At 45.3% G+C, this 23,363-nt stretch carries 22 protein-coding genes; 11 read left to right on the forward strand and 11 right to left on the reverse strand.

Annotated features, from left to right (window positions below; all coding sequences use genetic code 11):
- The first annotated feature begins 42 nt into the window (after window positions 1–42).
- Complete coding sequence (locus HPT30_RS11950; protein ID WP_217622355.1) at window positions 43–666, forward strand: nuclear transport factor 2 family protein; 624 nt, start codon at window positions 43–45, stop codon at window positions 664–666.
- Window positions 667–803: 137 nt separating this feature from the next.
- On the opposite strand, the gene HPT30_RS11955 is transcribed toward HPT30_RS11950, so the two are convergent.
- The 3 genes from HPT30_RS11955 to HPT30_RS11965 all read right to left on the reverse strand — a co-directional run bounded on the left by HPT30_RS11955 (window position 804) and on the right by HPT30_RS11965 (window position 3,705).
- Entirely contained in the window at window positions 804–1,469 is a 666-nt protein-coding gene (locus HPT30_RS11955) for a cysteine hydrolase family protein (RefSeq protein ID WP_175371618.1), read from the reverse strand.
- Between the two features lie 52 nt (window positions 1,470–1,521).
- Entirely contained in the window at window positions 1,522–2,889 is a 1,368-nt protein-coding gene (locus HPT30_RS11960) for a uracil-xanthine permease family protein (protein ID WP_175371619.1), read from the reverse strand.
- A 72-nt stretch (window positions 2,890–2,961) separates the two neighbouring features.
- Window positions 2,962–3,705: a FadR/GntR family transcriptional regulator gene (locus HPT30_RS11965; RefSeq protein WP_175371620.1), complete on the reverse strand. Its 744-nt coding sequence runs from the start codon at window positions 3,703–3,705 to the stop codon at window positions 2,962–2,964.
- 197 nt (window positions 3,706–3,902) lie between these two features.
- Here HPT30_RS11965 and HPT30_RS11970 point away from each other — a divergent pair, with 197 nt between their 5' ends.
- Window positions 3,903–5,099: an MFS transporter gene (locus tag HPT30_RS11970; protein ID WP_175371621.1), complete on the forward strand. Its 1,197-nt coding sequence runs from the start codon at window positions 3,903–3,905 to the stop codon at window positions 5,097–5,099.
- A 216-nt stretch (window positions 5,100–5,315) separates the two neighbouring features.
- Here the strand turns inward: HPT30_RS11970 and HPT30_RS11975 are convergent, their stop codons facing one another.
- From HPT30_RS11975 to HPT30_RS11985, 3 genes are all read right to left on the reverse strand, one after another.
- Complete coding sequence (locus tag HPT30_RS11975) at window positions 5,316–6,203, reverse strand: MBL fold metallo-hydrolase (RefSeq protein ID WP_175371622.1); 888 nt, start codon at window positions 6,201–6,203, stop codon at window positions 5,316–5,318.
- Between the two features lie 235 nt (window positions 6,204–6,438).
- Window positions 6,439–7,230, reverse strand: a complete 792-nt coding sequence (locus tag HPT30_RS11980; protein WP_175371623.1) for a TatD family hydrolase — start codon at window positions 7,228–7,230, stop codon at window positions 6,439–6,441.
- Entirely contained in the window at window positions 7,227–7,805 is a 579-nt protein-coding gene (locus HPT30_RS11985; RefSeq protein ID WP_175371624.1) for an RNA 2'-phosphotransferase, read from the reverse strand. The genes HPT30_RS11980 and HPT30_RS11985 overlap by 4 nt, the downstream gene beginning before the upstream one ends.
- Window positions 7,806–8,038: 233 nt before the next feature.
- On the opposite strand from HPT30_RS11985, the gene HPT30_RS11990 reads away from it, so the two are divergent.
- From HPT30_RS11990 to HPT30_RS12010, 5 genes are all read left to right on the forward strand, one after another.
- A complete protein-coding gene (locus tag HPT30_RS11990; RefSeq protein ID WP_246317044.1) occupies window positions 8,039–8,959 on the forward strand; it encodes an AAA family ATPase in 921 nt (306 codons plus the stop codon).
- A 142-nt stretch (window positions 8,960–9,101) separates the two neighbouring features.
- Entirely contained in the window at window positions 9,102–10,910 is a 1,809-nt protein-coding gene (locus HPT30_RS11995; RefSeq protein ID WP_175371625.1) for a DUF2201 family putative metallopeptidase, read from the forward strand.
- A 27-nt stretch (window positions 10,911–10,937) separates the two neighbouring features.
- Entirely contained in the window at window positions 10,938–11,801 is an 864-nt protein-coding gene (locus HPT30_RS12000; protein ID WP_175371626.1) for a hypothetical protein, read from the forward strand.
- A 23-nt stretch (window positions 11,802–11,824) separates the two neighbouring features.
- Window positions 11,825–12,310 carry a GNAT family N-acetyltransferase gene (locus HPT30_RS12005; RefSeq protein ID WP_246317045.1) on the forward strand — a complete coding sequence of 162 codons (486 nt, stop codon included), beginning with the start codon at window positions 11,825–11,827 and terminating at the stop codon, window positions 12,308–12,310.
- 20 nt (window positions 12,311–12,330) lie between these two features.
- A complete protein-coding gene (locus HPT30_RS12010; protein WP_175371628.1) occupies window positions 12,331–13,062 on the forward strand; it encodes an aminoglycoside 3'-phosphotransferase in 732 nt (243 codons plus the stop codon).
- A 51-nt stretch (window positions 13,063–13,113) separates the two neighbouring features.
- On the opposite strand, the gene HPT30_RS12015 is transcribed toward HPT30_RS12010, so the two are convergent.
- Entirely contained in the window at window positions 13,114–14,232 is a 1,119-nt protein-coding gene (locus HPT30_RS12015) for a slipin family protein (protein ID WP_175371629.1), read from the reverse strand.
- Window positions 14,233–14,988: 756 nt separating this feature from the next.
- On the opposite strand from HPT30_RS12015, the gene HPT30_RS12020 reads away from it, so the two are divergent.
- Window positions 14,989–16,404, forward strand: coding sequence for a PQQ-dependent sugar dehydrogenase (locus HPT30_RS12020; RefSeq protein WP_175371630.1), 1,416 nt, complete (start codon window positions 14,989–14,991; stop codon window positions 16,402–16,404).
- Between the two features lie 70 nt (window positions 16,405–16,474).
- On the opposite strand, the gene HPT30_RS12025 is transcribed toward HPT30_RS12020, so the two are convergent.
- On the reverse strand, window positions 16,475–18,394 hold the full coding sequence (locus HPT30_RS12025; RefSeq protein ID WP_175371631.1) for an oxidoreductase: 1,920 nt from the start codon (window positions 18,392–18,394) through the stop codon (window positions 16,475–16,477).
- Window positions 18,395–18,609: 215 nt separating this feature from the next.
- Here HPT30_RS12025 and HPT30_RS12030 point away from each other — a divergent pair, with 215 nt between their 5' ends.
- Window positions 18,610–19,152 (forward strand): TetR/AcrR family transcriptional regulator C-terminal domain-containing protein, encoded by a 543-nt coding sequence (locus tag HPT30_RS12030; protein ID WP_175371632.1) that lies wholly within the window; start codon window positions 18,610–18,612, stop codon window positions 19,150–19,152.
- A 328-nt stretch (window positions 19,153–19,480) separates the two neighbouring features.
- On the opposite strand, the gene HPT30_RS12035 is transcribed toward HPT30_RS12030, so the two are convergent.
- Complete coding sequence (locus HPT30_RS12035) at window positions 19,481–20,227, reverse strand: helix-turn-helix domain-containing protein (RefSeq protein WP_246317046.1); 747 nt, start codon at window positions 20,225–20,227, stop codon at window positions 19,481–19,483.
- A gap of 117 nt (window positions 20,228–20,344) precedes the next feature.
- Here HPT30_RS12035 and HPT30_RS12040 point away from each other — a divergent pair, with 117 nt between their 5' ends.
- Together HPT30_RS12040 and sigJ are read left to right on the forward strand one after the other, a co-directional pair.
- Complete coding sequence (locus tag HPT30_RS12040) at window positions 20,345–20,707, forward strand: hypothetical protein (protein WP_175371633.1); 363 nt, start codon at window positions 20,345–20,347, stop codon at window positions 20,705–20,707.
- 412 nt (window positions 20,708–21,119) lie between these two features.
- Complete coding sequence (sigJ, locus tag HPT30_RS12045) at window positions 21,120–21,980, forward strand: RNA polymerase sigma factor SigJ (protein WP_175371634.1); 861 nt, start codon at window positions 21,120–21,122, stop codon at window positions 21,978–21,980.
- Window positions 21,981–22,047: 67 nt separating this feature from the next.
- On the opposite strand, the gene HPT30_RS12050 is transcribed toward sigJ, so the two are convergent.
- Together HPT30_RS12050 and HPT30_RS12055 are read right to left on the reverse strand one after the other, a co-directional pair.
- Window positions 22,048–22,800, reverse strand: a complete 753-nt coding sequence (locus HPT30_RS12050; RefSeq protein WP_175371635.1) for an SDR family oxidoreductase — start codon at window positions 22,798–22,800, stop codon at window positions 22,048–22,050.
- A gap of 83 nt (window positions 22,801–22,883) precedes the next feature.
- A complete protein-coding gene (locus HPT30_RS12055; protein WP_175371636.1) occupies window positions 22,884–23,363 on the reverse strand; it encodes a carboxymuconolactone decarboxylase family protein in 480 nt (159 codons plus the stop codon).

Here is a 23,363-nt window from a genome sequence, read left to right on the forward strand (position 1 = left end):
TTATCTGAGTAAAAGATAACACAAAGGCAGCAAGACAATCCAATGCTCGTTCGAATGAGCCGAATTGACAACAAAAATGACCTGTACGACAAAGCTTTAAAACTTCAGCCCGGTTACTATAAGGATAGAAGTTATGCAACAAGCAAAATATATGTAGCAAGAACAGATACACAAATATATGAAGGAAAAGGTGTGGAAAAAATGACAACTGTAAAAAAATTATCCCTTGAAGAAATTGCTGACCGTGATGCCATCCGCGATCTTGTTGATGCCTATGCATTCTGTGCAGACACGAGAGATGCTGAAGGTCAAATGGCTCTATTCACTGAAGATACGCTATTTAGAGTATTTATGGATGAACGTCAGGCAGAACCAGATCAAGTCATTAATAGTAGACAAGATTTGTTCCCTGTGTTTGACAACCTGAACACCTATACCTCCACTATGCATTTTAATGGCCAAAGCAAGATCAACTTGTCTGGTGATACTGCGACTGGGACAACCTATTGTTTCGCGCACCATTTAACCGTTGATGGAGATAACAAAAATTTGATGGTGGCAACGATCAGATATTTCGACGAGTTCGTCAAAATTAACAATGCCTGGTTCTTCAAAAAGAGAGATCTTAAGGTTGCATGGGTTGAAACTAAACCTCAACATAGCTAAATCGCCCGCATAACCGTTTTCCTCTGAGGCTTAATTCACTTGTAACTTCGCTTCGATTTGTCCTCAACAATTCAAAACACCTGTTAATACCGGACTCTTATTGCCCAGTATTGACAGGTGTTCTAATTTATAACGGTTTACTTCCCTGCAATCAAATGACCAGCTCGTTCCCGAATCTCTTGAATAATTTCACCCGTTGGCGAGACTTGCCCAAACTCATAGGCAATCACTGTCAGCGTTATACGCTGAATATCCTCGGCAGCAATGGCCCCCCAGCCCATATCCGGGTAATCCATTGCTGCATTGCCATCGCTCAGAAAAATAATTTTGTATTCCCGATGTGCCCCATCGCGAACCGTTGTTTCGCAGCACACATTGGTCACTGTGCCGCAGATAATAAGCGTATCGACATCATGTTTTCTTAAAATAGTATCCAGATCGGTATCATGAAAGCCACTGTAGAACAGTTTATCCACGATAATGTCACCAGGAAGCGGCTCCAGTTCGTCTATAATCTCCACTCCATGCGTGCCTCTTTTCAATATTTCATCCACATTCGGATACATATCCTTCATCCTACCGGTATCGCTGCCGTCTCCCCGTACGATATGGCGAAGATAAATGACCGGCATCCCGGCCTCACGAGCGGCTACAGTCAGTTCCTGAATATTCCCAATAATATTGTCGGTACGAGGAACGTAAAGCGCGCCATCCGGCTGGCAAAATACATTCTGCATATCGACCACGATCACTGCCGTTCTAGTGGGATTGATCTCCCATCTCACCTTATTTTTAAAGCTCATATGCCCAGCTCCTCTAATCGGATAAATTGAATATATAGACTACAACCCGTCGTCAGGCAACCTCTGTCGGGACTTCCGTGTTCGTTTTAACCCCGCCGGACCGTTGCTCCATCACCGGTCTGATCCAGATGTTAACCACCGTATTTAATCCGATGAGCAGGACAACCCCCACCAGCATAGGCTGGGTAACAATGCTTTGAACTGCTAGTGGCAGCTTAGAGGTCAATTCTGTAGGCAGATACATCGTACCCAGCGAAATAATGAAGGAAGAACCAGCGACAACCAGATTCAATTCGTCCCAAACGACCTTGCTGACCATTTGAATACCGCTGACTGCGATAATGCCAAACAACACCGTTGAAGCTGCCGAAAGGACCGGACCTGGAAGAGAAGCGATGAACAAGCCTACCTTAGGAATCAGACCAAGAATAATCGCCATCACGCCGGCTGTCATCGTAACGTAGCGGCTTCCAATACCGGATACCCGCACAATCCCGATATTTTCCGGATACGAAGTTGTGCCCAGCCCGCCAAACACAGCGCCGATCGTACAGCCGAGAAATTCGCCGAACAACCCGCGGTTCACACGCTCGGAATCCATTTTCTGTCCGCCCCATTTGGTAAGCAGCGTATACATGCCGACGGCTTCAGCCGAAGCTTGAAGAAAGGCAAGGAGCATCAGGATTACTACCGGAATGGAGACACCGAAACCAAAGGGGAAGATCGACGGCAGACTGAACCAACCGGCTGATCCAACTGCAGAGAAGTTAGCCGTCCCGAAAATCGAGTAAAATACAGTGCCAATCACAATCCCCCACAACAAGGCACCCCGGCGAAGCAGCGTATTGCCTCCAACGATCATCAGAACAAGCACGCAAATCACGGTAACCCCGGCAGCAGCGAAGTTAATTCCCTCATTGGCGCTGCCGAACCAGTTTTTCAGGCCGATGTTCGCGAGCTGGGCGCCAATGATAATGAGCAGGGTCCCATATACAATCGGTGGGGATATAAACCTGTTAACATGTCCAATCAACCCGAATTTGCGGATCGGTATGGTCAGCAGCATGAAAATCACACCCGCAACTGCCATAGAGCCAAACGCAGTGCCCAGCCCTACGCTAGTACCTGCAGATAATACAGCTACAAAAAAGGCGGCCGTCGGTCCTTGAACGACAGGGAGCTTCAGCATTTTACCTGACTGGAGAATGGTAACGAGCCCCGTGGTCAAAAAACAGGCCTGAATCATATAACCAATGGTGCCGGCCTCGAGCTTCATCGCTTGTCCAATTAACACCGGAAACAGGAATATACCTGTTAAAGCAAGCAAATGCTGAAACCCGTAAGTCAAATTGGCTCCGAAAGAAAGCTTTTCTTCAATGCCCACCTGCAAAACTTGGTTCTCCTCATGAAGTTGACTCATACTTTCTCACTCCTTTGATGTGGTTGGCGGGGCAAGTTATCCTTATTCAACATATCATCTGATGTTTAGAGCTTAGGAAATCCGAATTTGGGCCACAGCCTCCAGATTACAGATCGTCTGCCGTTTGGCTTCAGCACTGTCACCCGCTTGTATCGCTGCAAAAATCGCTTCGTGATAAGCTGTATTATCTTCATAATGGCGGGTATCCAAAATTAGCTGGCTCAGCATCGCCTTGAGTCCTTCAGCCACGACCTTGTACATTTCCAGCAGCACTTCGTTGTGGCACGATTCAGCGACGGCAATGTGAAAAGAAAGATCAGCCTCTACATATTCGGCATACCGCCCCTTGTCCAAAGCTTCGTTTCTCTGGTTCAGGTATTGGCGCATTCGCACAAGATCTTCCTCCGATCTTCTGTCTGCCGCCAAACCTGACACTTCAATTTCCAGGATCCGGCGCACCTCAAGAATTTGAGCATAGTTATGCGGAGCCAGCGTCTGCCGGACCCCGTTCATGACTGTCGAGGAAGAACGGATATACGTCCCGTCTCCCTGGCGGACTTCCAGCAGTCCGGCGTGAACCAAAATTTTGACCGCTTCACGAATGGTGGATCGACCAACGCCGAGCAGCCGCATCAATTCGGGTTCAGCCGGCAGCTTGTCGCCATTTTTATATTCTCCCGTGCCAATCAGCATTTGTAACTGGTCAAGCACTTCATCCACCAGCTTTCGACGCTGAACAGTTTTAAAACCTGCATAGGTGCTAATAGGACCACCGCCTCTTGTATATGTTATTTTACCTAACACAATTTCATTCATTTCGGTTTATGGTTCACATTATAGTGAGTGATATCGTAAAAAACAAGCTATTTTTTCATAGTTATGTAATGTTACATTACATGTATTATTGACAAATCACCTTACTAAAAGTTATGTTAGACAAAATCAAACATCAGATGATCTATTGAATAATCTGTTTTATGGATTTCCCCTTCAAAGGAGAGCTGGTCGATTCTATGAATACTAACTTACAAATCAGAGAGCCTAATTACACGCGGCTTGTCGCTTTGCTGTTCTGGTCAGGGTTGATTGTTCTTTCTTCGTTATATGTATCCGTACCGCTGATTCCCACTATTACACAGAGCTTTCACCTGTCGTCCGAGAAGGCTGCTGTACTTGGAAGCTCCTTTTCTCTTTTTTACGCAATCGGCTGCTTGATTCACGGTCCGATATCCGATTGGTTAGGAAGAAAAACAGTCATTTCTATCGGGCTTGCTGTTTTGTCCTTGGCCACTTTATCTGTGGGCTTCGTCTCCAGCTTCAACCTTCTGATCTTCCTGAGGTGCGTGCAGGGGATCGCCGCTGCGGCGTTCTCCCCCGTAGCTTTAACCTACATTGGTGAAGTTTTTCCTTCTTCCAAAAGAGGGACAGCCATCGGGGTGGTCAGCACCGGATTTCTAATGGCCGGGATTGTCGGACAGCTATGGGGAAGTTTTTTCACGGATTTGCTGGGCTGGCATCAAGTATTCGTGGTCCTGGGCTTCGCTTATCTGCTGACCCTGGGGCTTATTATTACCCTGCTGCCCAGAGAGAAAATGGATCGGCCCTCTTGGAATGCCCGGACATATGCTAAACAGTGGAAACAGGTGTGGTCCAACCCGAATTTGCTGCTGTGTTACGGAATTACCGCTTTGATCCTGTTCTGCTTTGTAGGAATGTATACCGTGCTGGGTACTGTTCTTGAGAAAGCACCATTTGGGCTTAGCAGCATACAATTATTCGGTGTGCGCGCACTCGGCATCATTGGTATGCTGATTTGCCCTTTTGCCGGTAATCTATTTGAAAAATGGGGCACACTTCCGACGCTGCGCATCGGCCTAACACTGGCCATCGTGGGCTTAGCGAGCATGGGGTTGGTTCAACAGCTAAGCAGCTATATGCTCATGAGTGTTGTTTTTGTAGGCGGCATCTCGCTGGTTGTACCAGCCATCATCTCTTTGGTTGGGGAAATAGGAAGCAGGAACAGGGCCATCGCCACTTCCATGTATACCTTTGTTCTATTTGCCGGGGCCGGGGTAAGTCCACTCGCAACGACACGCCTGCTGAAGTCTGGCATAGCCTCCCTCCCTTTTCTCACCTTTGCCGTTATGATGTGTTTGGGACTGATTACGGCAATGTTTATCAAAGTACCCGGAGCCACCGATAAACTTTGATACATATCGCTCAAACAGCCTGCTGAGGAAACTCAACAGGCTGTTTATATTTTGGACTAAGTAAAAGCAAAATGTTTTTACATCTTGGAGCCGGAATTCCAAGTCCAGCGTTTTAGAGGAGCGGTCCTTCGCTACACTATGAGTTTTCCCTAGAGGGGAGCTATACTTTCGTCAGCCTTCTGACTGCTACTGTCAGTTATTAACTTCTAACTCTCCTCATAAGTCATTAGCTCTCCATTGCTCCGGTACATAAATATAACGATTACCTTCTTTTTTGACGTACCCGAAAGCAGGGAAATCCATATGCATTCCTGTTACCCGGATTCTTTCCTCTGATGCGAAGTCGAGCAGTTTAATGCGTGTTCTTGACGCTTGGTCAGCATCAATATCCATAGCAAACTTCAATTCTGGCTGTGACATCTGGATGGTTGCATTCTGAATGATATCCCCCCAAATTAACAATCTGTCTCCTTCAGATTCTATTAGATATGCGGTATGACCAGGCGTGTGTCCATGGGCCTCTATTGGGGTTATCCCGGGAATACCAACGGAATCGGAAAAAGTCACAATATCATCTTTATACGGAGCGAGTGCTGATCGAGCCATTTGGACACTCATTTTTCCTAAATCGTCCTGGAAATGATCCTCAACATTGTCCTTCATCCAAAATCCATATTCCTTCTCATGTACAATGACTTTGGCGTTAGGAAACGCTCTCGTTCCATCTGCCAACAATAAACCATTCACATGATCCGGATGCATATGAGTCAGAAGTACGGTATCGACATCCTTTGTTGAGTAGCCAGCTGCTATTAGGTTATCGATTAGATGGCCTGCCCCTGGCCCAAAACTAGATCCAAATCCCGTGTCCACTAAAGTAATATGTCCGTTGTTATTAACAATAAATCCATTTGTATTCATGTATGGAGGCACAGCTTGAAGGTGTTCTCTCAATATTTGAATCGGTTCGTCTTTTTCTAGTTCGAAGAAGGCATCCAATGGTAATTCCAAATTCCCGTCTGATAATACCGTAACGATAATACCACCGATTTTTTTATGAAAAACGCTAGGGACTTGCGCTTGGGGTTTATAATTGGTGCTCATGTTTGCTCCTCCTTAAACAACAACTGTTATTTATAATACACTTGTCATGATATCAGTCTCCTTTATTGTTTATCAACCAACAACATCGCGGTTCCGTTGTATATTAAACAAATAGGTAGGATTTGTCGTCTTACTATATGGTTTAAAGATTATGTTCAACAAAAAAATCCAACAAGATTTACTTGTTGGATTTAGTATTATCAATAGCGTTGCATAAACCATAATAGATCTTCTTCTATCTCTTCAAATTAAAAAACGCTACCGCTGTCTCTGTCGTTACCTTGGCGACCTCTTCCACGGGCTGACCGATACAACGCGCTACGGCCTCCAAAATATGCGGCAGGTAGCCTGGCTCGTTCCGCCCATCCACCGGCTTTTCTTTTAAATCGCGCGGGGTCAAAAATGGCGCATCCGTCTCGATCATCAGCCGGTCCAGCGGAATCAGCTTCACCAGTTCCTTCAAATGTTTCCCTCTTCGTTCGTCACAAATCCAGCCGGTAATCCCAATATAGAGACCCATCTCCAGATACGCGATGAGCTCTGCTTGGGTTCCGGTAAAGCAATGGACAACAGCTTTGGGGAATGCCTGTTCCTTAAGAATAGCCTTAAAATCCGTAGCCGCTTCCCGTTCGTGCAGGAACAACGGCATGTTCAGTTCAACAGCCAGATTAACCTGCTCCCTGAACCATTTTCGCTGCACATCCCGCGGGGAAAAATCACGATTATAATCCAGACCGCATTCACCTATCGCTGCCACTTGCGGAAGTGCCGCTAATTCCTTTAACTTCGCAATCGTATCCTCATTGCAGCTCTTGGCATCATGCGGATGCACGCCCGCTGTAGTATAGAGCTTCCCCGGGTAACGACCAGCATAACGGGCCGCTTCCATGCTGTTCCTAAGACTTGTTCCTGTAATAATAAGCGGACTAACGCCCTTAGCGACTGCCCTCTCCACCACTTGCTCACGATCTTGGTGAAACGAACGGTGCATCAGATTAACGCCGATATCGATGATAGGTTGATTCATGATTGTCGCACCTCTTGTTCATCAGATTCTAAGACCGAGAAGCACACAGGCGGCACATGCTCTGCCAACCAAACTTCATTTCCAGCGTAATAGAAGTTAACGCCTAACTGCTGTGCGCGCTGCGTGTCCACTTTAAGGATAACTAACGTTCCCCTGCGACTCCCGGCCAATGTTGCAAAATGAGTCCCTTCCGATAAATGAACATACTGCCTGCTCATCGGGCTCAACCCTTCCTGCAAAATTGCAGGGAGAGCCTTCTGATTCGTACCATGATACAGTAGCACCGGAGGCTCACCGGGGGCATACTGAATTTTATCGTGACTATGACCGTACCTCGCTCTGATCCGGTCATCCTTAATTTCAAAACGCTGTTTGTCCGATTGAGAAACCACCTGTTCAATATCCGCTAACGTAACTCCCGACCACTTTGGCTGGGCTTGAATCGCCTCCAATAAAACACTCAGCCGACACGATCCATCTCCAGAATCCAGAACGACACCAAACTCCCCAGGAGTATGACGGAGAATCTTGGTCATTAACTTGCTTAAGCTTTTTTCTGCAGCTTGATTTAACATTTACCTTCACTTCCTAAATTCCTTTTTCATTTCAACTTCCATTAACCGCATTATACTCTGATGTCACCTTAAGAAGCGGTAGTTTTTGATTATAGCTGAAAAATACAGCCTGTATCTAAGCAAGGTTAACCTATGAATCTTTAATTTATAACCATTCTTTATCACCAGGTCCACAATTATCTTGTGGTATCATTACTTTAACGTTTAAATATGGAAGGAATCAACAATCAATAATGAATATCTCTACAACAGTGTCATCTAAACAGATCATGGATCTATTATTAAACATCGCCGTCGCACGTCCTGTTTTTATTTGGGGACCTCCGGGAATCGGAAAATCCTCCTTAGTTCAGCAATTTGCCGATCAGGTGGGTCTGCCCTGTGTCTCTCTGCTGGGAAGTCAGCTTGCACCCGAGGATCTCATTGGCGTCCCGCAAATTATAGATGGAAAAAGCAGATTCTGTCCGCCAAGCATCATCGCCCGCGACGAGCCTTATTGCCTGTTTCTGGATGAGCTTAACGCTTGTACGCATGAGGTTCAGAAAGCTTTTTATAGCTTGATCCTGGAAAAACGTGTCGGGGAATACCGCCTCCCGGAGGGCTCTATCGTCATTGGTGCGGGAAACCGTGCGCAGGATAGCGCTATCGTCAAACCCATGTCATCCGCACTGATCAACCGCATGTTTCATGTGCAATTGAGAGTATCTCACCGTGAATGGTTAGCGTGGGCGTATGAGAATGAAATCCACCCGCTAGTGATCCAATATATAGAGACTCGTCCAGACCATCTTTGGGTTCAACCTCCGAAACACGAAGTACCCTTCTCCACACCAAGATCCTGGCATATGCTAAGTGATGCGTTAAAAGAATACGGTGACGGCCTGCAGCCTGAAATTTTGGATATTCTGGCCACGGGTTGTCTATCTCCTCATCATGCCGGGCAATTCAAAGCATTCTACAAACAAACGAATAACAAATACAAATTGAATGCATCCTGGAAGGTGAACTCCATTGGCCTCATGAACCAGAGGATCGGGATGTGCTGTACTTTATGGCACAGTCCTTCCGTGCACATCTTATTAAAGAGCTGCCGGAATCCAAGTCCAATCTTACTGAGCATCACAAGCGACTTGCCCACCGTTCCAAGGCTCTGATTAAAAACTTAAGCACCATCAGTCTCGAAATCGCTCAGCTTACGGTTGCGCGAAATGAGAACGGTGAGAGCCTGCCGGATTGGTTCCTTGTTGAAATTGTCCGTGACTTGCCACGACTTGTTCAGAAGAAGGAAGTATAACTATGGCGAAACCTAAGTCCAGAGAACTTGATCCCGCTACCAAAGCCTATAACGAAGGTCTTCAATACATTACCGAACATCCCATGTTCGCTCCGCTTGCCCTACACGCTCATTTTATCCGCCGGGAAGGTAATCAGTGTCCAGAGCACGGCTGGGCTGTCACCACTAGTGATGGTTTTATTCATGTGCATCCTAAGCGAAGAGGTCTACCGGAGGAATGGGTGTACATTCTTGCCCATGCCTTGCTTCATCTTGGGTTTGGACATTTCCGGGTGATGGAACGTCAGGATCTATGGAATGCGGCATGCGATGCTTTTATTGCAAAATTTCTGTATGACATGAAGCTTGGGCGACCGCCTGCAGGTATGGACGGACGAGTAGAATTGGCTGCTAAAAGCGAAGAAGAGTTGTATGACACCTTCGTGGAGCGGGGGCTCCCTCCTTCCTTCCACAACCTCGGCTCTGCCGGGCACGGATTTCAGGACATGCTCTTGAATTCCCGTGATACGGGCTACTATTGGAGCAACCGTCAAGTGAATTGGCAGGATTGTCTGGGGAAGGGTTTATCCATGGCTGTCACCAGTGCAGTCAATGTGACCGCAGGATACGAAGCATACCTGGGAGCTCAGAAAGAAGTCCTCACGCCCGCCCTAAAAGCCCGCAATTGGTTCATCAGCAGTTATCCGCTTATGGGAGCGATGGCTGCCGATTTTACCATTATTGAGGACCCCATTCTATGCAATAGATTGTCCATCACTGTCGCCGCTGTAGATGCCGAGGCCAAAGAAATCTACATGAATCCCGCCGCAGGCCTCGATGAGCAGGAATGCCGGTTTGTGCTGGCGCATGAATTTCTGCATGTCGGGTTAAGACACCATGCCCGCGCTGACGGACGTGTTCCGTATTTATGGAATGTGGCCTGTGATTATGTCATCAATCAGTGGTTGATGGAGATGGGATTAGGTGCTTTCCCTAGAATTGGCGGGCTTTATGATCCAGAATTAAAGGGCTTATCTGCCGAATCGATCTATGACCGGATCGTTAACGACCTCCGGTTGTATCGTAAAGTCGCTACCTTTCGGGGAATGGGCCTTGGAGATATCCTACCGCCGAGTAAACCTGATTGGTGGGAGCGGAATGATGGACTTGCCCTTGATGATTTTTACCGTAATTGTCTCAGCCAAGGTCTTGATTATCACTATGATCAGCATCGCGGGCTACTTCCGGCAGGTCTTGTAGAAGAAATTCGTGCATTGTCTCAGCCCCCTATCCTATGGGATATAGAGCTTGCGAAATGGTTCGATCACTACTTCTCTCCAGTGGAAAAGTTTCGGAGTTATTCCAGAATCAGCCGCAGACAATCCTCCACCCCCGACATTCCCAGACCTCGCTGGGTACCAGACGCCGGGGACGAAGATGGCCGTACGTTCGGAGTGGTACTAGACACCTCCGGTTCCATGGATACCAAGCTACTTGGCAAAGCTCTGGGTGCCATCGCCAGCTATAGCTTATCTAGAGATGTTCCACTGGTACGTGTAGTGTTCTGCGACGCTACTGTCTACGACCAAGGGTATCTCGCCCCAGAGGTCATCGCCGATCGCATATCCGTCAAAGGCCGCGGGGGCACCATCCTCCAACCGGGAATCGATCTGCTAGAGCGTGCAGAGGATTTCCCCAAAAACGGCCCCTTGCTGATCATCACAGACGGCTTCTGTGATAGAGTCACCATTCGCCGGGAGCACGCCTTTCTTATTCCCAAGGGACAAAGCTTGCCGTTTGTACCCAAGGGGAAGGTTTTTCGTATGGATTGAAATGAGAGATTTTAATGAGGTGAACACATGCTTGAAGCATCGCTAACAAGAGGCCTGCATTCGTTAGCAAGGAGATATTGCATAACAAAAATTGATTATTGGGGCAGAAAGTATAGTAGATTAATCGATCAAGGTAGGGATCGGGAACCCGACGGAATTGACCACTCTCTTGAAGCCAAGAAATTATTCCCCAGATATATTGTTTTGAAAGCTATTTTAGCTGAATTGGAAAGATATATACCCGAAGACTTTGACTCTTTTTCAGAGGCAAAAGTCAAGATCACTCAAGTTATAAATGAAGCTGTTAGTTTTATGACAAAAGCAAATGACGATGATAATGTTACAAGAAACACAATGTCTGAAGAGAGAAGTAGCTTTGTTTCTTATCTTGAGAATGTATCTGCAGCAAAAGTCATGAGCCAACCACCGTTATTCTACAGACGCAAGTTATCCGTGCCAGAAATTGAATTACTTTGGACTCAACTAAATGATATATGGGCTATAAAAACGAGAGGGCCCTGGATACCACTTGATGGTAGTCAGAATGAACTCACGCTAGCTTTTATGGATGACTACTTTGATTCAGAAGTTGGCTACGAACTACTCCGTAAGTTTTTAAAAGAACATGGGGTTAATCATGTTTATGAGTTAAGGGAATTAGAATTTTCACCTGAATATGAACTGGAGCTCTCAGCATTTACTCCTACTTATACATTTAATGGGGAGGGCTTCTGGTGTAGTAAAGAAATGGACTGGGTTATCTACGCCTCCCATGAAAATTCAATAACTATTGGCGGAGAATGGCTAATCAACAAAGTAAAAGAGGTTTGGTCAAATTGGGAAAGCAGACTGTGGCTAGACTGGGAGGAAAGATTAGAAAGAGGAATTTAATGATTTCACGGAGGCGAACTCGTTTGGAGACACACAGATGCAATTTAACCAGACTACAACAAAGTGACTATCAAGCTGTAAAAACTCTTTATGGGAACGAACAAGTAAGAACATACTTGGGTGGAGCAATACCCGAGGAGCATGCATTAAATAAGTTTTTAGATATATTACAACGTTCTGAGACAGATTCATATTACTGGACTGTTCGACTGAAAATCAGTAACGAGTTTATAGGACTAGTTTCTTTGGAACAACATGTTGATGGTCAAGATACTGAGATCTCCTATGAGCTTCTCCCCCATTCCTGGGGCCATGGGTACGCGAAAGAAGCCGTTGCCCAAGTCCTTACTTACGCATTCAATGAATTGAACTTAAACAGAGTGATTGCTGAGACCCAAACGGCTAATCATTCTTCTTGCAAGCTATTAGAAAGAGTAGGCATGAAATTAGATCGTAAAATCATGAGATACGACGCTGAGCAAGCGCTTTATGGGATTGATAGAATATAATTTGAGCGGAGCATTAGAATATGAAACGTACTGAGATTTCCTTTGATATTGAGACCGTACCCGCAACTATCAGGCAATATCTAAAAGGAGCAACCCTTTATGACAGCAGCTCTTCCGAAAATGCAAAAACACTATTAGTTGCAGGCGATGAACGTGCTTTTCTGAAAATAAGCGAACGAGACTCGCTTGAACGCGAATATAAAATGACCTCTTTTTTACATAGACATCATGTCGCACCTAATGCCATAGCCTATGAATCGGATTCAGAGTATGATTATCTGCTTACAGAAGCGGTAAACGGTGAAGATGGAGCAGCCGCACATCACCTAGAGGACCCACGCCGATTGGTATCCGTGTTCGGGGAATATCTTAAAATGCTGCATTCACTGCCTACTGCGGAATGTCCTTACAACCATAGAACGAAGGAAATTTTAAATGAGGCTTATGTTAAGGGGAGCGACTGTAGTCTCTTAAGTACGTTCAATTACTCTCCCGCAGACAATGTGATCATTCATGGGGACTACTGCTTGCCGAATATCATCATGGATCACTTTTCGCTCAACGGGTTTATTGATCTGGGATATGGCGGGGTTGGCGACAGACACTACGATTTATATTGGGGAATATGGACTCTGAACTATAATCTGAAGACCGATCAGTATAGAGAATTGTTTTTGGATGCCTATGGGCGCAGTGATATTGATGAAGAGGGATTGAAATACTTCACGGAGTTGGTTCGGTTGACGGAATAAATGCGTGTTCTGATTTAAACAAAAAGAGGGGCGATGGCCCCTCTTTACTTATTACGATTTACTCGCTGGCTTTCTCTCCCCAATAAGCGAACTCAGCCGCTCAAGCAGATCTCCACCGCCCGTTAAAGAGATGGATCCGACTTTTTCGCATATTTTCTCTAAGAATTCCAGCTCTTTCAATCGGAATAACGTCTGGTTCTCATCCATTAGCTTCGCGGTATTAAGCAGGCTTCGAGTCGATGCTGTCTCTTCCCGGCGGGTAATTAGATTGGCTTGGGCCTTCTTTTCCGCCATTAGGACGGTGTTTAAGATCTCTTTCATTTCTCCTGGCAAAATAACATCCTTAACTCCCGCGCCCAGGAACTGTACGCCAAATTCTTCACTCTTCTCATGCATACGAGACAGGATGAACGACGCGATGTCCTCTTTCCGTTTCAAAAGATCATCTAATTTAAGCGTCCCGACATACTCCCGCAGCATAAGCTGAAGCTGGATATGAATTTGCTCGTCAAACGATTTCATTTCCAAAGCGCGCAGCGGGTTTACGATCTTGTATTGGCAAACGAAGTTCAGCCGTAGTGTAACCTTGTCTTCCGTCATAATTTCCTGGCCGATAAGATCCATTTGTTGTTGTCTCAGATCAATCTTCTTGACCATAACCGACACTGGGCCTTTCCAGAAGTAATACTTTCCGGGAGAGATCTCTCGTTGCAGAACGTGATCATAGAATAAAAATCCAGATTCGTTACTCGCGATTTCGAAGGCCTGCACATAGGCTGTGAGCTTCGGTAAAATTGAACGATCTACCTCGGCAGACAGCTCAGCTTGTCTGGTATCTGTATGTATAAAGGTATGTTTTCTAAGTATGTTCCAAAAAGCATAGATACCCGGTTTAAGAAGTTGTACGAATTGCCCGTCCTCGTAACGCAGGACATACTCGTGGTCTTGCACTCGTACGATATTGAGTTCTCGCGCGAGATCCTCATCGTGAAGGAACAACTGCAAGTCTTTGCCCTCTACATCGAACGGTTTCGCGATATTCATTACCACAACTGTGCTTTGCGACCACGAGAAATAGTTGTACGTTCCCGGCATGAGTTTTTTAACATAACTTCCTTTATGAAAGAGCAAACCTCGCTGGTCCGCTTGAATGGTTACTTTTTTTAACATATTCGTTCCCCCTTAATATTTCGACCATTGGATTAAATCCCACTGTGGTTTTGACGGAATCTCGTTTTAGCTGGACGATCTGCGAGTGATTTTCAAGGGTTTTGGGAAGATGGCTGACTACACTTCAGTCGTCCTTCTTGATCCTCCATCCAAGCGAATTCCCCGGAGTTTCGTTCCAGCGGTATCCACGGATTACAAAGCCAGCCTGCAGTGCGCTCAAACTAGCCGCTAGGGATTCTATCCTTTGGTCTTTCTGTTGCTCAATTTTTTTTTGCTCGATTGAAAGTCGAGTATTCTACCAGAATCGCTCCCTAGGCGATTGGGGAATCGAACCCCAAATAGTGGATTCTTACCGAGCCGGTTCGCACAGGATACCGTAACATACCATGCACGGCACTGCGGGATATATGGATATCCCCGCCTCGTTACGTCCGTCCGAATAAGAACCGATGTGTCTTGCAGTTCTATAATCGCTCATTTCGACCTAAAGGAACATGGTGAAAGTATTACGACCGGGAGAAAGTTTGCCATTCGAATGATTCCCTCTTGATTGAATAGTTCGCCGATATCTTTGAAAACGTGAAAAAACACCTGTTTAAAAACAGGTGTTTTCTAATTTAGGGCTACTTATTTCGTCAACACTTGTCAACTCAATTAGATTTCTCTATCCGGTTCATATTTCTAAAATCCCCGTGCTAATGAAACAAATCACATCATATTCTTAAAAAGATGCCAACAACCGGGAGGGGAATTTCGTTGAAAAAAGTTAAAGTCAGTCTACGACCTATTGTTAGCGGGATAAATATGCCTACTGTTGTAAAAACAGCTATCCTCCCGGGTGACTCCTTCGAAAGCCTATTTATTGTAACCCAGGTCGGAGAGATCTTTTACATTAGAAACGGAGTGATCGGGACATTTCTAGATATTCGCCAGCGAATCTTAAAACTAGGGACTTCTGGTGGGGGATACGATGAAAGAGGGCTGATCGGCTTAGCTTTTCATCCCCAATTTTACTATAACGGTTTGTTCTATCTCCATTACTCCGTTGCTGGAAGCCAAGGTCCAGTTGCTTTTTCTGAATCTTTTAAGCCTAACCCGTGTGATCCCAGCACTTTAAATTTAAAGTGGGACAATAGAGACGTAAAATATGATCATATCGATACGGTTGAAGAAGAATGGTTTCTACAATCGAATGTTCAACCTCAAAAACGGCGCTCATTACTTAATATAAGAAGACCCTTTTTAAATCATAATGGTGTTAATAGCTTAAACTTCTCACCTGAAACAGGAAAACTTGTTTTAACGACCGGAGATGGCGGATCAGCATATGACCCCTTTAATCTAAGCCAGGACATTATGGAAATCGCCGGCAAAGTCATTGAAATTGATGTAGGCATACATACTTTTATTGATAATCCAACCGTTGTTACACGTTTCCATGAGCTGCCCGAACCTATTCAGGAAATGCTTACGGTCATTGCCAAAGGAGGACGTAATCTAACAGGCATATCATTTCAAAGGTTTAATAATAAGTATATTAAATACGTAGGGAGTGTCGGACAGGAACTGGTGGAATCGATTTTTTCATTCGCTCATTATCAACCCATACCGGTTACTCAGCTCGTCCAAGCTTCTATGATGGAGCCTGCATCTAACCAAGAAGGATTTATTAACTTTGGCTGGCGAGGGTGGGAAGGTACTTTACCGACTGCGGTACCTAGAGGCTGCCCTGGAAATACCACTCTGAATGAGAAAAATATTGCCTATTTCGATGAGGCTGTGACTACTTCAGTGCTGCGCCTTCCGCCTCTAGTCAGTTATTATCATGAAGACCCCCGCCCGGGTAAGTTTGCAGGAACTGCACTCACAGGAGTTCAGGCTTATAACGGAAATGAACTCCCCGATTTAACAGGGAGCGTCGTGTTTACCGATCTGGCTCGGAAACAATCACAACCTCCAGTTAGAGGAGTTTTAGCTTATACCAAAGTAAGAGAAGATTGTAAACAAAGTGATTACAATATTATTGAAACTGATTATAATTTCGGGTCTCACGCCGCTTATTATGTTAGTTTAGGAACAAATCTGGATCAAACCCGGTTATTTTTAGGGGTGTATGGCTCGATGAAAGTGGCTGATGCTAATCAGGGCACTGTTTTTGAGATTGTGCCATAGAGGTCGCCTCATATTTATATTTTGCGGCAATCTCTCCAATTTCGTTATTATCTATCCGTATCGACTATACCTATACTGCTAATCCTGCTTCAAATCCGTCCTTTATCGCATCAATGGCTTGTTTAACCACTGCGGAGTCTCCCACAACCTTCACGTCAATTCCCATATCCTTAAATTCCTGGCTCAACGTATCAACAGGTACAGCCCCTAATGCAAGAATGATAGTATCAAGCTGCTCTACCCGAAGTGGTTCGCCACCCTTTTCATAAATCACAGTATCAGGAGTAATCTCCAGCACTTTCGCGGAGGTGATCACCTCTACATGATGTTTATTAATACTTTCAAGCAGATAGTGGTTATTAAACACAAAGCCATCCTTTGCGATAGCATCCTGCATATCCATCAGAACCACTTGTTTTCCATGTAAGGCAAGATGGTCAGCGGTTTCTGTACCTACCAAACCGCCGCCGATCACAGCTACTCGATTGCCAACTTCTGCTTTACCTGCTAAAACATCAAAAGCCAGTACCACATTTGGGTTGTCCGCTCCCTTGATGCGAGGAACGATTGGTTTGGCACCAGTGGCAATAATTACAGTATCCGGCTGTTCCTGCAACACCAGGTTGCGATCCACAGATGTGTTGTAGCTGACTTTTACGTCCAGCTTTTTTAGCTGGTTCTTTTGCCAGATGGTAAAATAATTAAGCTCCGTTTTGGTAGGAGGAACAGCAGCTAACAGCCATTGACCACCCAGCCTGTCAGACTGCTCATAGAGGTGAACATCATGGCCTCGCTGAGCTGCGACGATTGCAGCCTCCATGCCTGCCACACCTCCGCCGGCAATCAATATTTTTTTGCGCTGCGCAGCCGGCTCTACGGTAAATTCCTCCTCACGTCCTGTAACAGGATTGACCAAGCAGGAGACTGGGGAATAGGAAGCAGCGCTTTTTACACAGCCCTGTAGACAAGCGACGCAGTAGTTAATATCATCCAGCCGTCCTTCTTTCACTTTGTTAGGAAACTCCGGATCAGCGATAGACGCTCTGCCCATGGAGATTAAATCGGAATCACCCGAAGCCAAAATGCTTTCAGCAACAAGCGGGTCGTTAATCCGTCCCGCCACTGCTACCGGAACAGATACCACTTTTTTGATCTCCCGGGATAACTCTGCTGCAAAACCATGTGGCAACGCTGCGGGCTGCACGGTATAAGGCGGGGTGTCATTGGCCACTGAAACATCCAACATATCGACCCCAGCGTCTTCCATCAATCTTGCCAGAGCAGCAGTATCACGTATGGTCAAGCCGCCCTCCACATATTCTTCAGCCGAAAACCGGTACAAAATGGGGAATTCACTCCCCACCTGGGCGCGCATCTCCTTTAGAATCTCCAGTGCAAGACGAGCCCTGTTGGCAAGGGTACCGCCATATTCATCCGTGCGCTTGTTGCTGGTGGAGGAAAGGAATGAAGCAATGAGGTATCCTGCATGGGCATGTTCAGTAATCATGTCAAAACCGGCCGCTTTGGCACGTCGTGCGGCTTGCCCGTATTGACGTACAATTTCCTGAATTTCCGCGACACTCAGTTCACGCGGCGTTTCTAGACTGCTGATCCCCTTAATCGGCGAAGGTCCTACTGGCTGGGAGCCAGTGATAGAGCTGCTTGCCGCCCGACCGGCATGGTTGATTTGTATGGAGATTTTGGCACCGGCTGCATGGACTCGCTCCGTCAGTCGAGAAAGCCCCTCTATGTGATCGTCAGACCAAAGGCCGGGCTGTCCCGGATGTCCTTTTCCCTCCACACACACCACACTCTGCTCTACCGTGATCAGGCCCCAGCCGCCCTTGGCACGGGCTTCGTGATAGCGGATAAACCGCTCAGTAACCATACCATCCGGGGTACAGTAGTTTACCACCATGGGTGGAACGATTAGGCGGTTTTTCAATTCTACCTGACCTATTTTAATAGGCTGAAACAATTTTTCGTACATAATTATGCCTCCTATGTCTAGTTGAAAACGGTATCATTTATCCCTTTGCTACACTCAACCTGCAGCCCGATCTCGAACTCCTTGAATTAAGTATCATCGAGTATGGCTGCTATCCTCTGCTTTACATTGCCTACCCCACACAATATAATAGTGACATTATTCAACGCTCTTGCACGGCTTAAATTCCATACAATGTAAAGGTAAACAACATGAATGTGAAGAAGCATCTGTATAATGCCATATTTGATTTAATGCAGGATCATCGCATCGATCAAATCTCCACCGACATGATTCTGAGAAAAAGTGATATATCACGTGCGACGTTTTATCGTTATTTCAAAGACAAATACGATTTGATGAACTGGTACTACGCTTCCTATATAAAAGAAGAACTCTTTCACTCCGAGGATAACTGGGAGCAGATATGCAACAAATCCGCTGAGTTCATTTATGAGCGGAAGCTTTTTTTTCAGAACGCCATAAAATACAAAGGACAAAACTCATTTATTGAGTTTATACAAAAGTATTACCAGGATTTTTGCACTGCCACTTATGTGTCAAGAAACAACTCTCAAGCAGTATCCACAGAGCTTAAATTCGCGATTGATTATCATTGCGCAGGCACCATTCAGATATTCATTAGCTGGGTAAATTCGGATATGAAGCTCTCGCCGAAGGAATTGGCGGCGTTACTTTGCAATAACATGCCCGATATTCTAAAAAGCGGACTTAATGCAACTGCACAAACACATACCTGATTTAGTTTCTCTTACTCTATGGTTGTGATGTTTTTCACATAAATAGCCGCAGCTACTTAGTTCCGCATATCATACGCGCAAGCGTCGTTTCCCTCCTTTTCTGCCATGGTGTCTCCCACCTTTGGAGTGGGTTCAATATACATTTCTTTGCCGTGAGCAACTCCAGTCTATTCTGTTTAGTACCACTTTAAAAGAAACAAACTGAGTGTTTTGTCTCTTTTAAAACAAAGCACTTATTTTGTATTTCGAACTTAATTCGCCTATATTATTTTCATCTTAAAAAAGCGGTATTTAGGCAGAAAATAAACCGTCAGCAATCGCGGACGGTTTATTGCATAGGTTTAATTAATTCATTCCCGTGAACATCTAATAATTCGTAAGCCTGACCTACCATTTCCTTATCCTTGCCGTACAAGGGATTAGTTTTATCCCATACCCCACTTCTGGTTGTCATATAATTCAATTGATGTACCATGAATTCTGAATTACATAATACTATAGCCTTTTTGCTCCGCGCGATCACACTCTGTTGAAGCAAAACAGCCTTCTCAATGACTTCAGGAAAAAAAACAACAGGCTCCCCGTCCGATGCCTTCATATCTCTGTGATCCACGAAAACACTTAATTCTCCCTCCGCAAAGTTAGAGACAATGCCTTTCCATATTTTCGATATATAATCCACATTGGCTCCGGTTAGTAATCCTTGTATCTGGATAGTGAGTAGCTTGTGGTCACAGTCCAAATGATACTTGAATCGTTCGGAGATTGGGACTTCAACATCTTTCTTTATACAAACAGGATTGCTTGGAAACCGCTCACTTGAAAACAAGTAATTCATTGGGACGCTAAGCCCATTTGCAATCTTCTCGATATTAACTAAGCTGATGTTACGCATACCACGTTCCACTCCGCTTATATATGTCCGATCCAGCTCGGAGCGATGCGACAGCAGTTCTTGCGAGATTCCGCTACGCACCCGCAGCTCCTTAACCCTGTTTCCAAACTCAGCAAGTATATCCATACAACAACCTCCAACAGCCTCTTCTATATGTAAAATAAAGATTTGATTATGCATGCTTGAAATACTTTTGGAGAAATTCAATCTATGTGACTTATAGTCCGTGGAATGATTAATAAATCATACCCTATACTTTAGTTAAGTTGATTTTAAGACAATCAGGAGGAATACATAATGTTCACAATCAATTACGATCAAGAAAAGAATAGACTGTATATCAAAATCTATTCGGTTACCAAGGATAATGTTCAACAATATGTCGATGAGCTTACCGACAACCTTAAAAAAACACAACCTGGATTTACCGCCATTGGTGATTTATCCGAAGCCAAAGTCCTTTCCCAAGATGTAGCGCAAGAACTATCCTCCTCCAATGAACTTGTCGTAAAGTACGGCCTTTCAACGGAGAAGAGCTGGGCCACTGTCACAACTAGCTCAATTTATAGAATGCAACAAAAAAGGATGTTTGGAGGATTCATCAAGTTCTTCGATACTGTTGAAGATGCTCAGGCTTACCTTGATGCTCCAGAAAATTAACATAAATATTAATGAACGAATAGACCGCCCTAGTGGCGGTTTTTTTCAGTGGCGCTTGCCAAATTCAGTTCGGATAACCACAACTCATAGCCTACAGACCTTAGCAAACCCTCTACGCTAAATATCGGATAATTAGGTCAAAAGTTGTAGATTTTTGTCGTAAATTAGTAGATATGACTTAATTTCAGTGGAAATAAGGGATACATTTTACAAGCTACACAGAAGAATTCAAAAGGAAAGCACTTCAAACGTATCTAACGGGCTTTACTTTCATTGGTAAAGAATTGGCATTAGAATTGTCCTATGCAGAATTTGAATTTGAGAATGTCACAAACTCCCCCCGGAACTCGTTTAATATCTAAGGCCTATCTTGCAATAGACTAATATATGTGAACCGATCGGAAGTGAGGACATGGAGGAATTGTATCAGAAGTATAAAGGACTGCTCTTTAAGCTCGCCTACCAACTAACCGGATCTGTTACTGACGCGGAAGATGTTGTACACGATGTTTTTTTGAAAATAGCCGATGTACCGCCGGAGAAGCTGGCACAGCCTAAAGCTTATCTTTGTAAGATGATAACAAATCGCTGTCGGGATTTGCAAAAATCGGCACGCAGGAAACGGGAGCAATATTATGGGGAATGGCTCCCAGAGCCCCTGCACAGCATGAATGACGATACGATGGATGCCGTCGTCCGCGACGATCTGTTGTCCTATGCGATGCTTGTTCTGCTTGAAAGACTCTCACCAACGGAACGTGTCGTATTTGTGCTTCGAGAGGCGCTTGGTCTAGACTATCATGAAATCGCCGAACTGGTGGAGAAGAGCGAAGTGAACTGTCGCAAACTGTTCAGTCGGGCCAACGCAAAGATGGGGATTACATCTGAACAACTTGTTCATTTGGAAGGAGCCACCCCGGAGCTAGTCCATGGCTTCCTGAATGCTCTCAAACAGGGCAACCTCAATAAAATCTTAGCTATTCTGGATAAAGAAGTTGTTCTTGTCTCCGATGGAGGAGGCAAAGTCTCGGCCGTTGTCGAGCCTATCTCTACAAGTGAACTTGTTGCACAATTCCTGCTTGGTCCATTGCGCCGAGCATCAACGATCGATGGCGTTCATATCGAGGTTGTTCAGATGAACAGACAACCTGCATTTATTCTTCGATCTAGCGAAGGGATTCATACCGTCGGGATATTTCATGTTGAGAAAAATCGAATTCGTAACATTTATATTGTACGAAACCCGGACAAGCTGAAGCACGTTGCAGAATGAAACGAAGCACAAAGAACCTTCGCAAGGTTCTTTGTGCTTCTGTTTTGACATCCGATACTGCTAGACATCACCCCTGCGACTGACTGAGCCAATCATTGAAGTGCGTTGATGTGATGTAAGCTTCACTGCCAGCCGGAACAAGAGAATGCTTGTTCAACTCCGTGCCGAAGTATGGCGCTTTGTCATCTACAACCACCCGACGATTGTCCTTTTGAGCGCTTAAGAAAGAACCGACGAATGTATCGAATCCCATCTGGTCCGGGCCAGCCACTTCAACGATACCGTTAACCGGTGTCCCAACCGTGTAGTCGTTTAGCGCTGCGGCAACGTCTTTAGAAGCGATGGGTTGCACTAAAGCGGATGGCAGACGAACCGTTTCGCCTTCAGTGGAGACATAGGCGATACTGCTAACAAACTCGAAGAATTGCGTTGCACGAACGATTGTATAAGGAACCTTGGAAGCCTGGATCAACTTTTCTTGAGCCATTTTAGCACGGAAATAACCGCTCTGGAGAAGCCCGTCAGTGCCAACGACCGATAACGCAACATGATGCCCCACGCCTGCGGCTGCTTCGGCGGCAAGAAGATTTTGAGTTGAGGTCTCGAAGAATTCCAACACGGCTTTGTCTTCAAACGAAGGTGAATTCGACACGTCAACAACAACCTGTGCGCCGATAAGAGCTTTAGCCAGCCCCTCGCCTGTGACAGTGTTAACGCCTAAGGAAGGGGATGCCGCTACTGCCTCGTGGCCATTACTGCGAAGATTTTCCACCAACTGTTTTCCAATAAGCCCATTTCCTCCGATAACGACAATTTTCATGTTAACCTCCTGGTTTTAGCAGCTCGTTAGACGAGTGCTAGAGTTATATTTTTATTAAAAGAAACAACACCTGCTCCTACAGCTTAGCTCAAGCCGGCTTTAGCTAATCCAAATGCTGCGTCAGCAGAACCCGGTACGGTCTTGAAGGCGACGTTAATGCGATTCCAGGCATTGATCGCCATAATGGAGAAGGTAAGATCTGATATTTCTTTCTCCGACAATTGCCCGCGAACGCGGTCATAGATGTCATCAGGTACACCTTGCTCTGGCAGCTTGGTCAGAATCTCGGTCCATGCTAGCGAAGCCCGTTCGCGTGGACTAAATAGCGTTGATTCACGCCAAGTCGAGATGTGGTATAGACGAAGCTCACTCTCGCCATGGATCTTGGCCTGCTTGACATGCATATCCAGACAAAATGTACATCCATTCATTTGCGAAGCTCTGATGTGAACGAGTTCGAGAATTTTCTCTTCAATTGAGCTTTCCTTCTCGGAATTGCTAAATTCCATCATTTTTTTGAAAAATTCCGGTGATTGTTGCATGTAATTTATACGTTGTGCCAT

The organism is Paenibacillus agri, assembly GCF_013359945.1.
Classification (GTDB): Bacteria; Bacillota; Bacilli; order Paenibacillales; family Paenibacillaceae; genus Paenibacillus_AQ; species Paenibacillus_AQ agri.

Coding starts and splice junctions, on each gene's coding strand:
- HPT30_RS11950 (WP_217622355.1), top strand. CDS start 43: ATGCTCGTTCGAATGAGCCGAATTGACAACAAAAATGACCTGTACGAC.
- HPT30_RS11955 (WP_175371618.1), bottom strand. CDS start 1,469: ATGAGCTTTAAAAATAAGGTGAGATGGGAGATCAATCCCACTAGAACG.
- HPT30_RS11960 (WP_175371619.1), bottom strand. CDS start 2,889: ATGAGTCAACTTCATGAGGAGAACCAAGTTTTGCAGGTGGGCATTGAA.
- HPT30_RS11965 (WP_175371620.1), bottom strand. CDS start 3,705: ATGAATGAAATTGTGTTAGGTAAAATAACATATACAAGAGGCGGTGGT.
- HPT30_RS11970 (WP_175371621.1), top strand. CDS start 3,903: ATGAATACTAACTTACAAATCAGAGAGCCTAATTACACGCGGCTTGTC.
- HPT30_RS11975 (WP_175371622.1), bottom strand. CDS start 6,203: ATGAGCACCAATTATAAACCCCAAGCGCAAGTCCCTAGCGTTTTTCAT.
- HPT30_RS11980 (WP_175371623.1), bottom strand. CDS start 7,230: ATGAATCAACCTATCATCGATATCGGCGTTAATCTGATGCACCGTTCG.
- HPT30_RS11985 (WP_175371624.1), bottom strand. CDS start 7,805: ATGTTAAATCAAGCTGCAGAAAAAAGCTTAAGCAAGTTAATGACCAAG.
- HPT30_RS11990 (WP_246317044.1), top strand. CDS start 8,039: ATGAATATCTCTACAACAGTGTCATCTAAACAGATCATGGATCTATTA.
- HPT30_RS11995 (WP_175371625.1), top strand. CDS start 9,102: ATGGCGAAACCTAAGTCCAGAGAACTTGATCCCGCTACCAAAGCCTAT.
- HPT30_RS12000 (WP_175371626.1), top strand. CDS start 10,938: ATGCTTGAAGCATCGCTAACAAGAGGCCTGCATTCGTTAGCAAGGAGA.
- HPT30_RS12010 (WP_175371628.1), top strand. CDS start 12,331: ATGAAACGTACTGAGATTTCCTTTGATATTGAGACCGTACCCGCAACT.
- HPT30_RS12015 (WP_175371629.1), bottom strand. CDS start 14,232: ATGTTAAAAAAAGTAACCATTCAAGCGGACCAGCGAGGTTTGCTCTTT.
- HPT30_RS12025 (WP_175371631.1), bottom strand. CDS start 18,394: ATGTACGAAAAATTGTTTCAGCCTATTAAAATAGGTCAGGTAGAATTG.
- HPT30_RS12035 (WP_246317046.1), bottom strand. CDS start 20,227: ATGCATAATCAAATCTTTATTTTACATATAGAAGAGGCTGTTGGAGGT.
- HPT30_RS12040 (WP_175371633.1), top strand. CDS start 20,345: ATGTTCACAATCAATTACGATCAAGAAAAGAATAGACTGTATATCAAA.
- sigJ (WP_175371634.1), top strand. CDS start 21,120: ATGGAGGAATTGTATCAGAAGTATAAAGGACTGCTCTTTAAGCTCGCC.
- HPT30_RS12050 (WP_175371635.1), bottom strand. CDS start 22,800: ATGAAAATTGTCGTTATCGGAGGAAATGGGCTTATTGGAAAACAGTTG.
- HPT30_RS12055 (WP_175371636.1), bottom strand. CDS start 23,363: ATGGCACAACGTATAAATTACATGCAACAATCACCGGAATTTTTCAAA.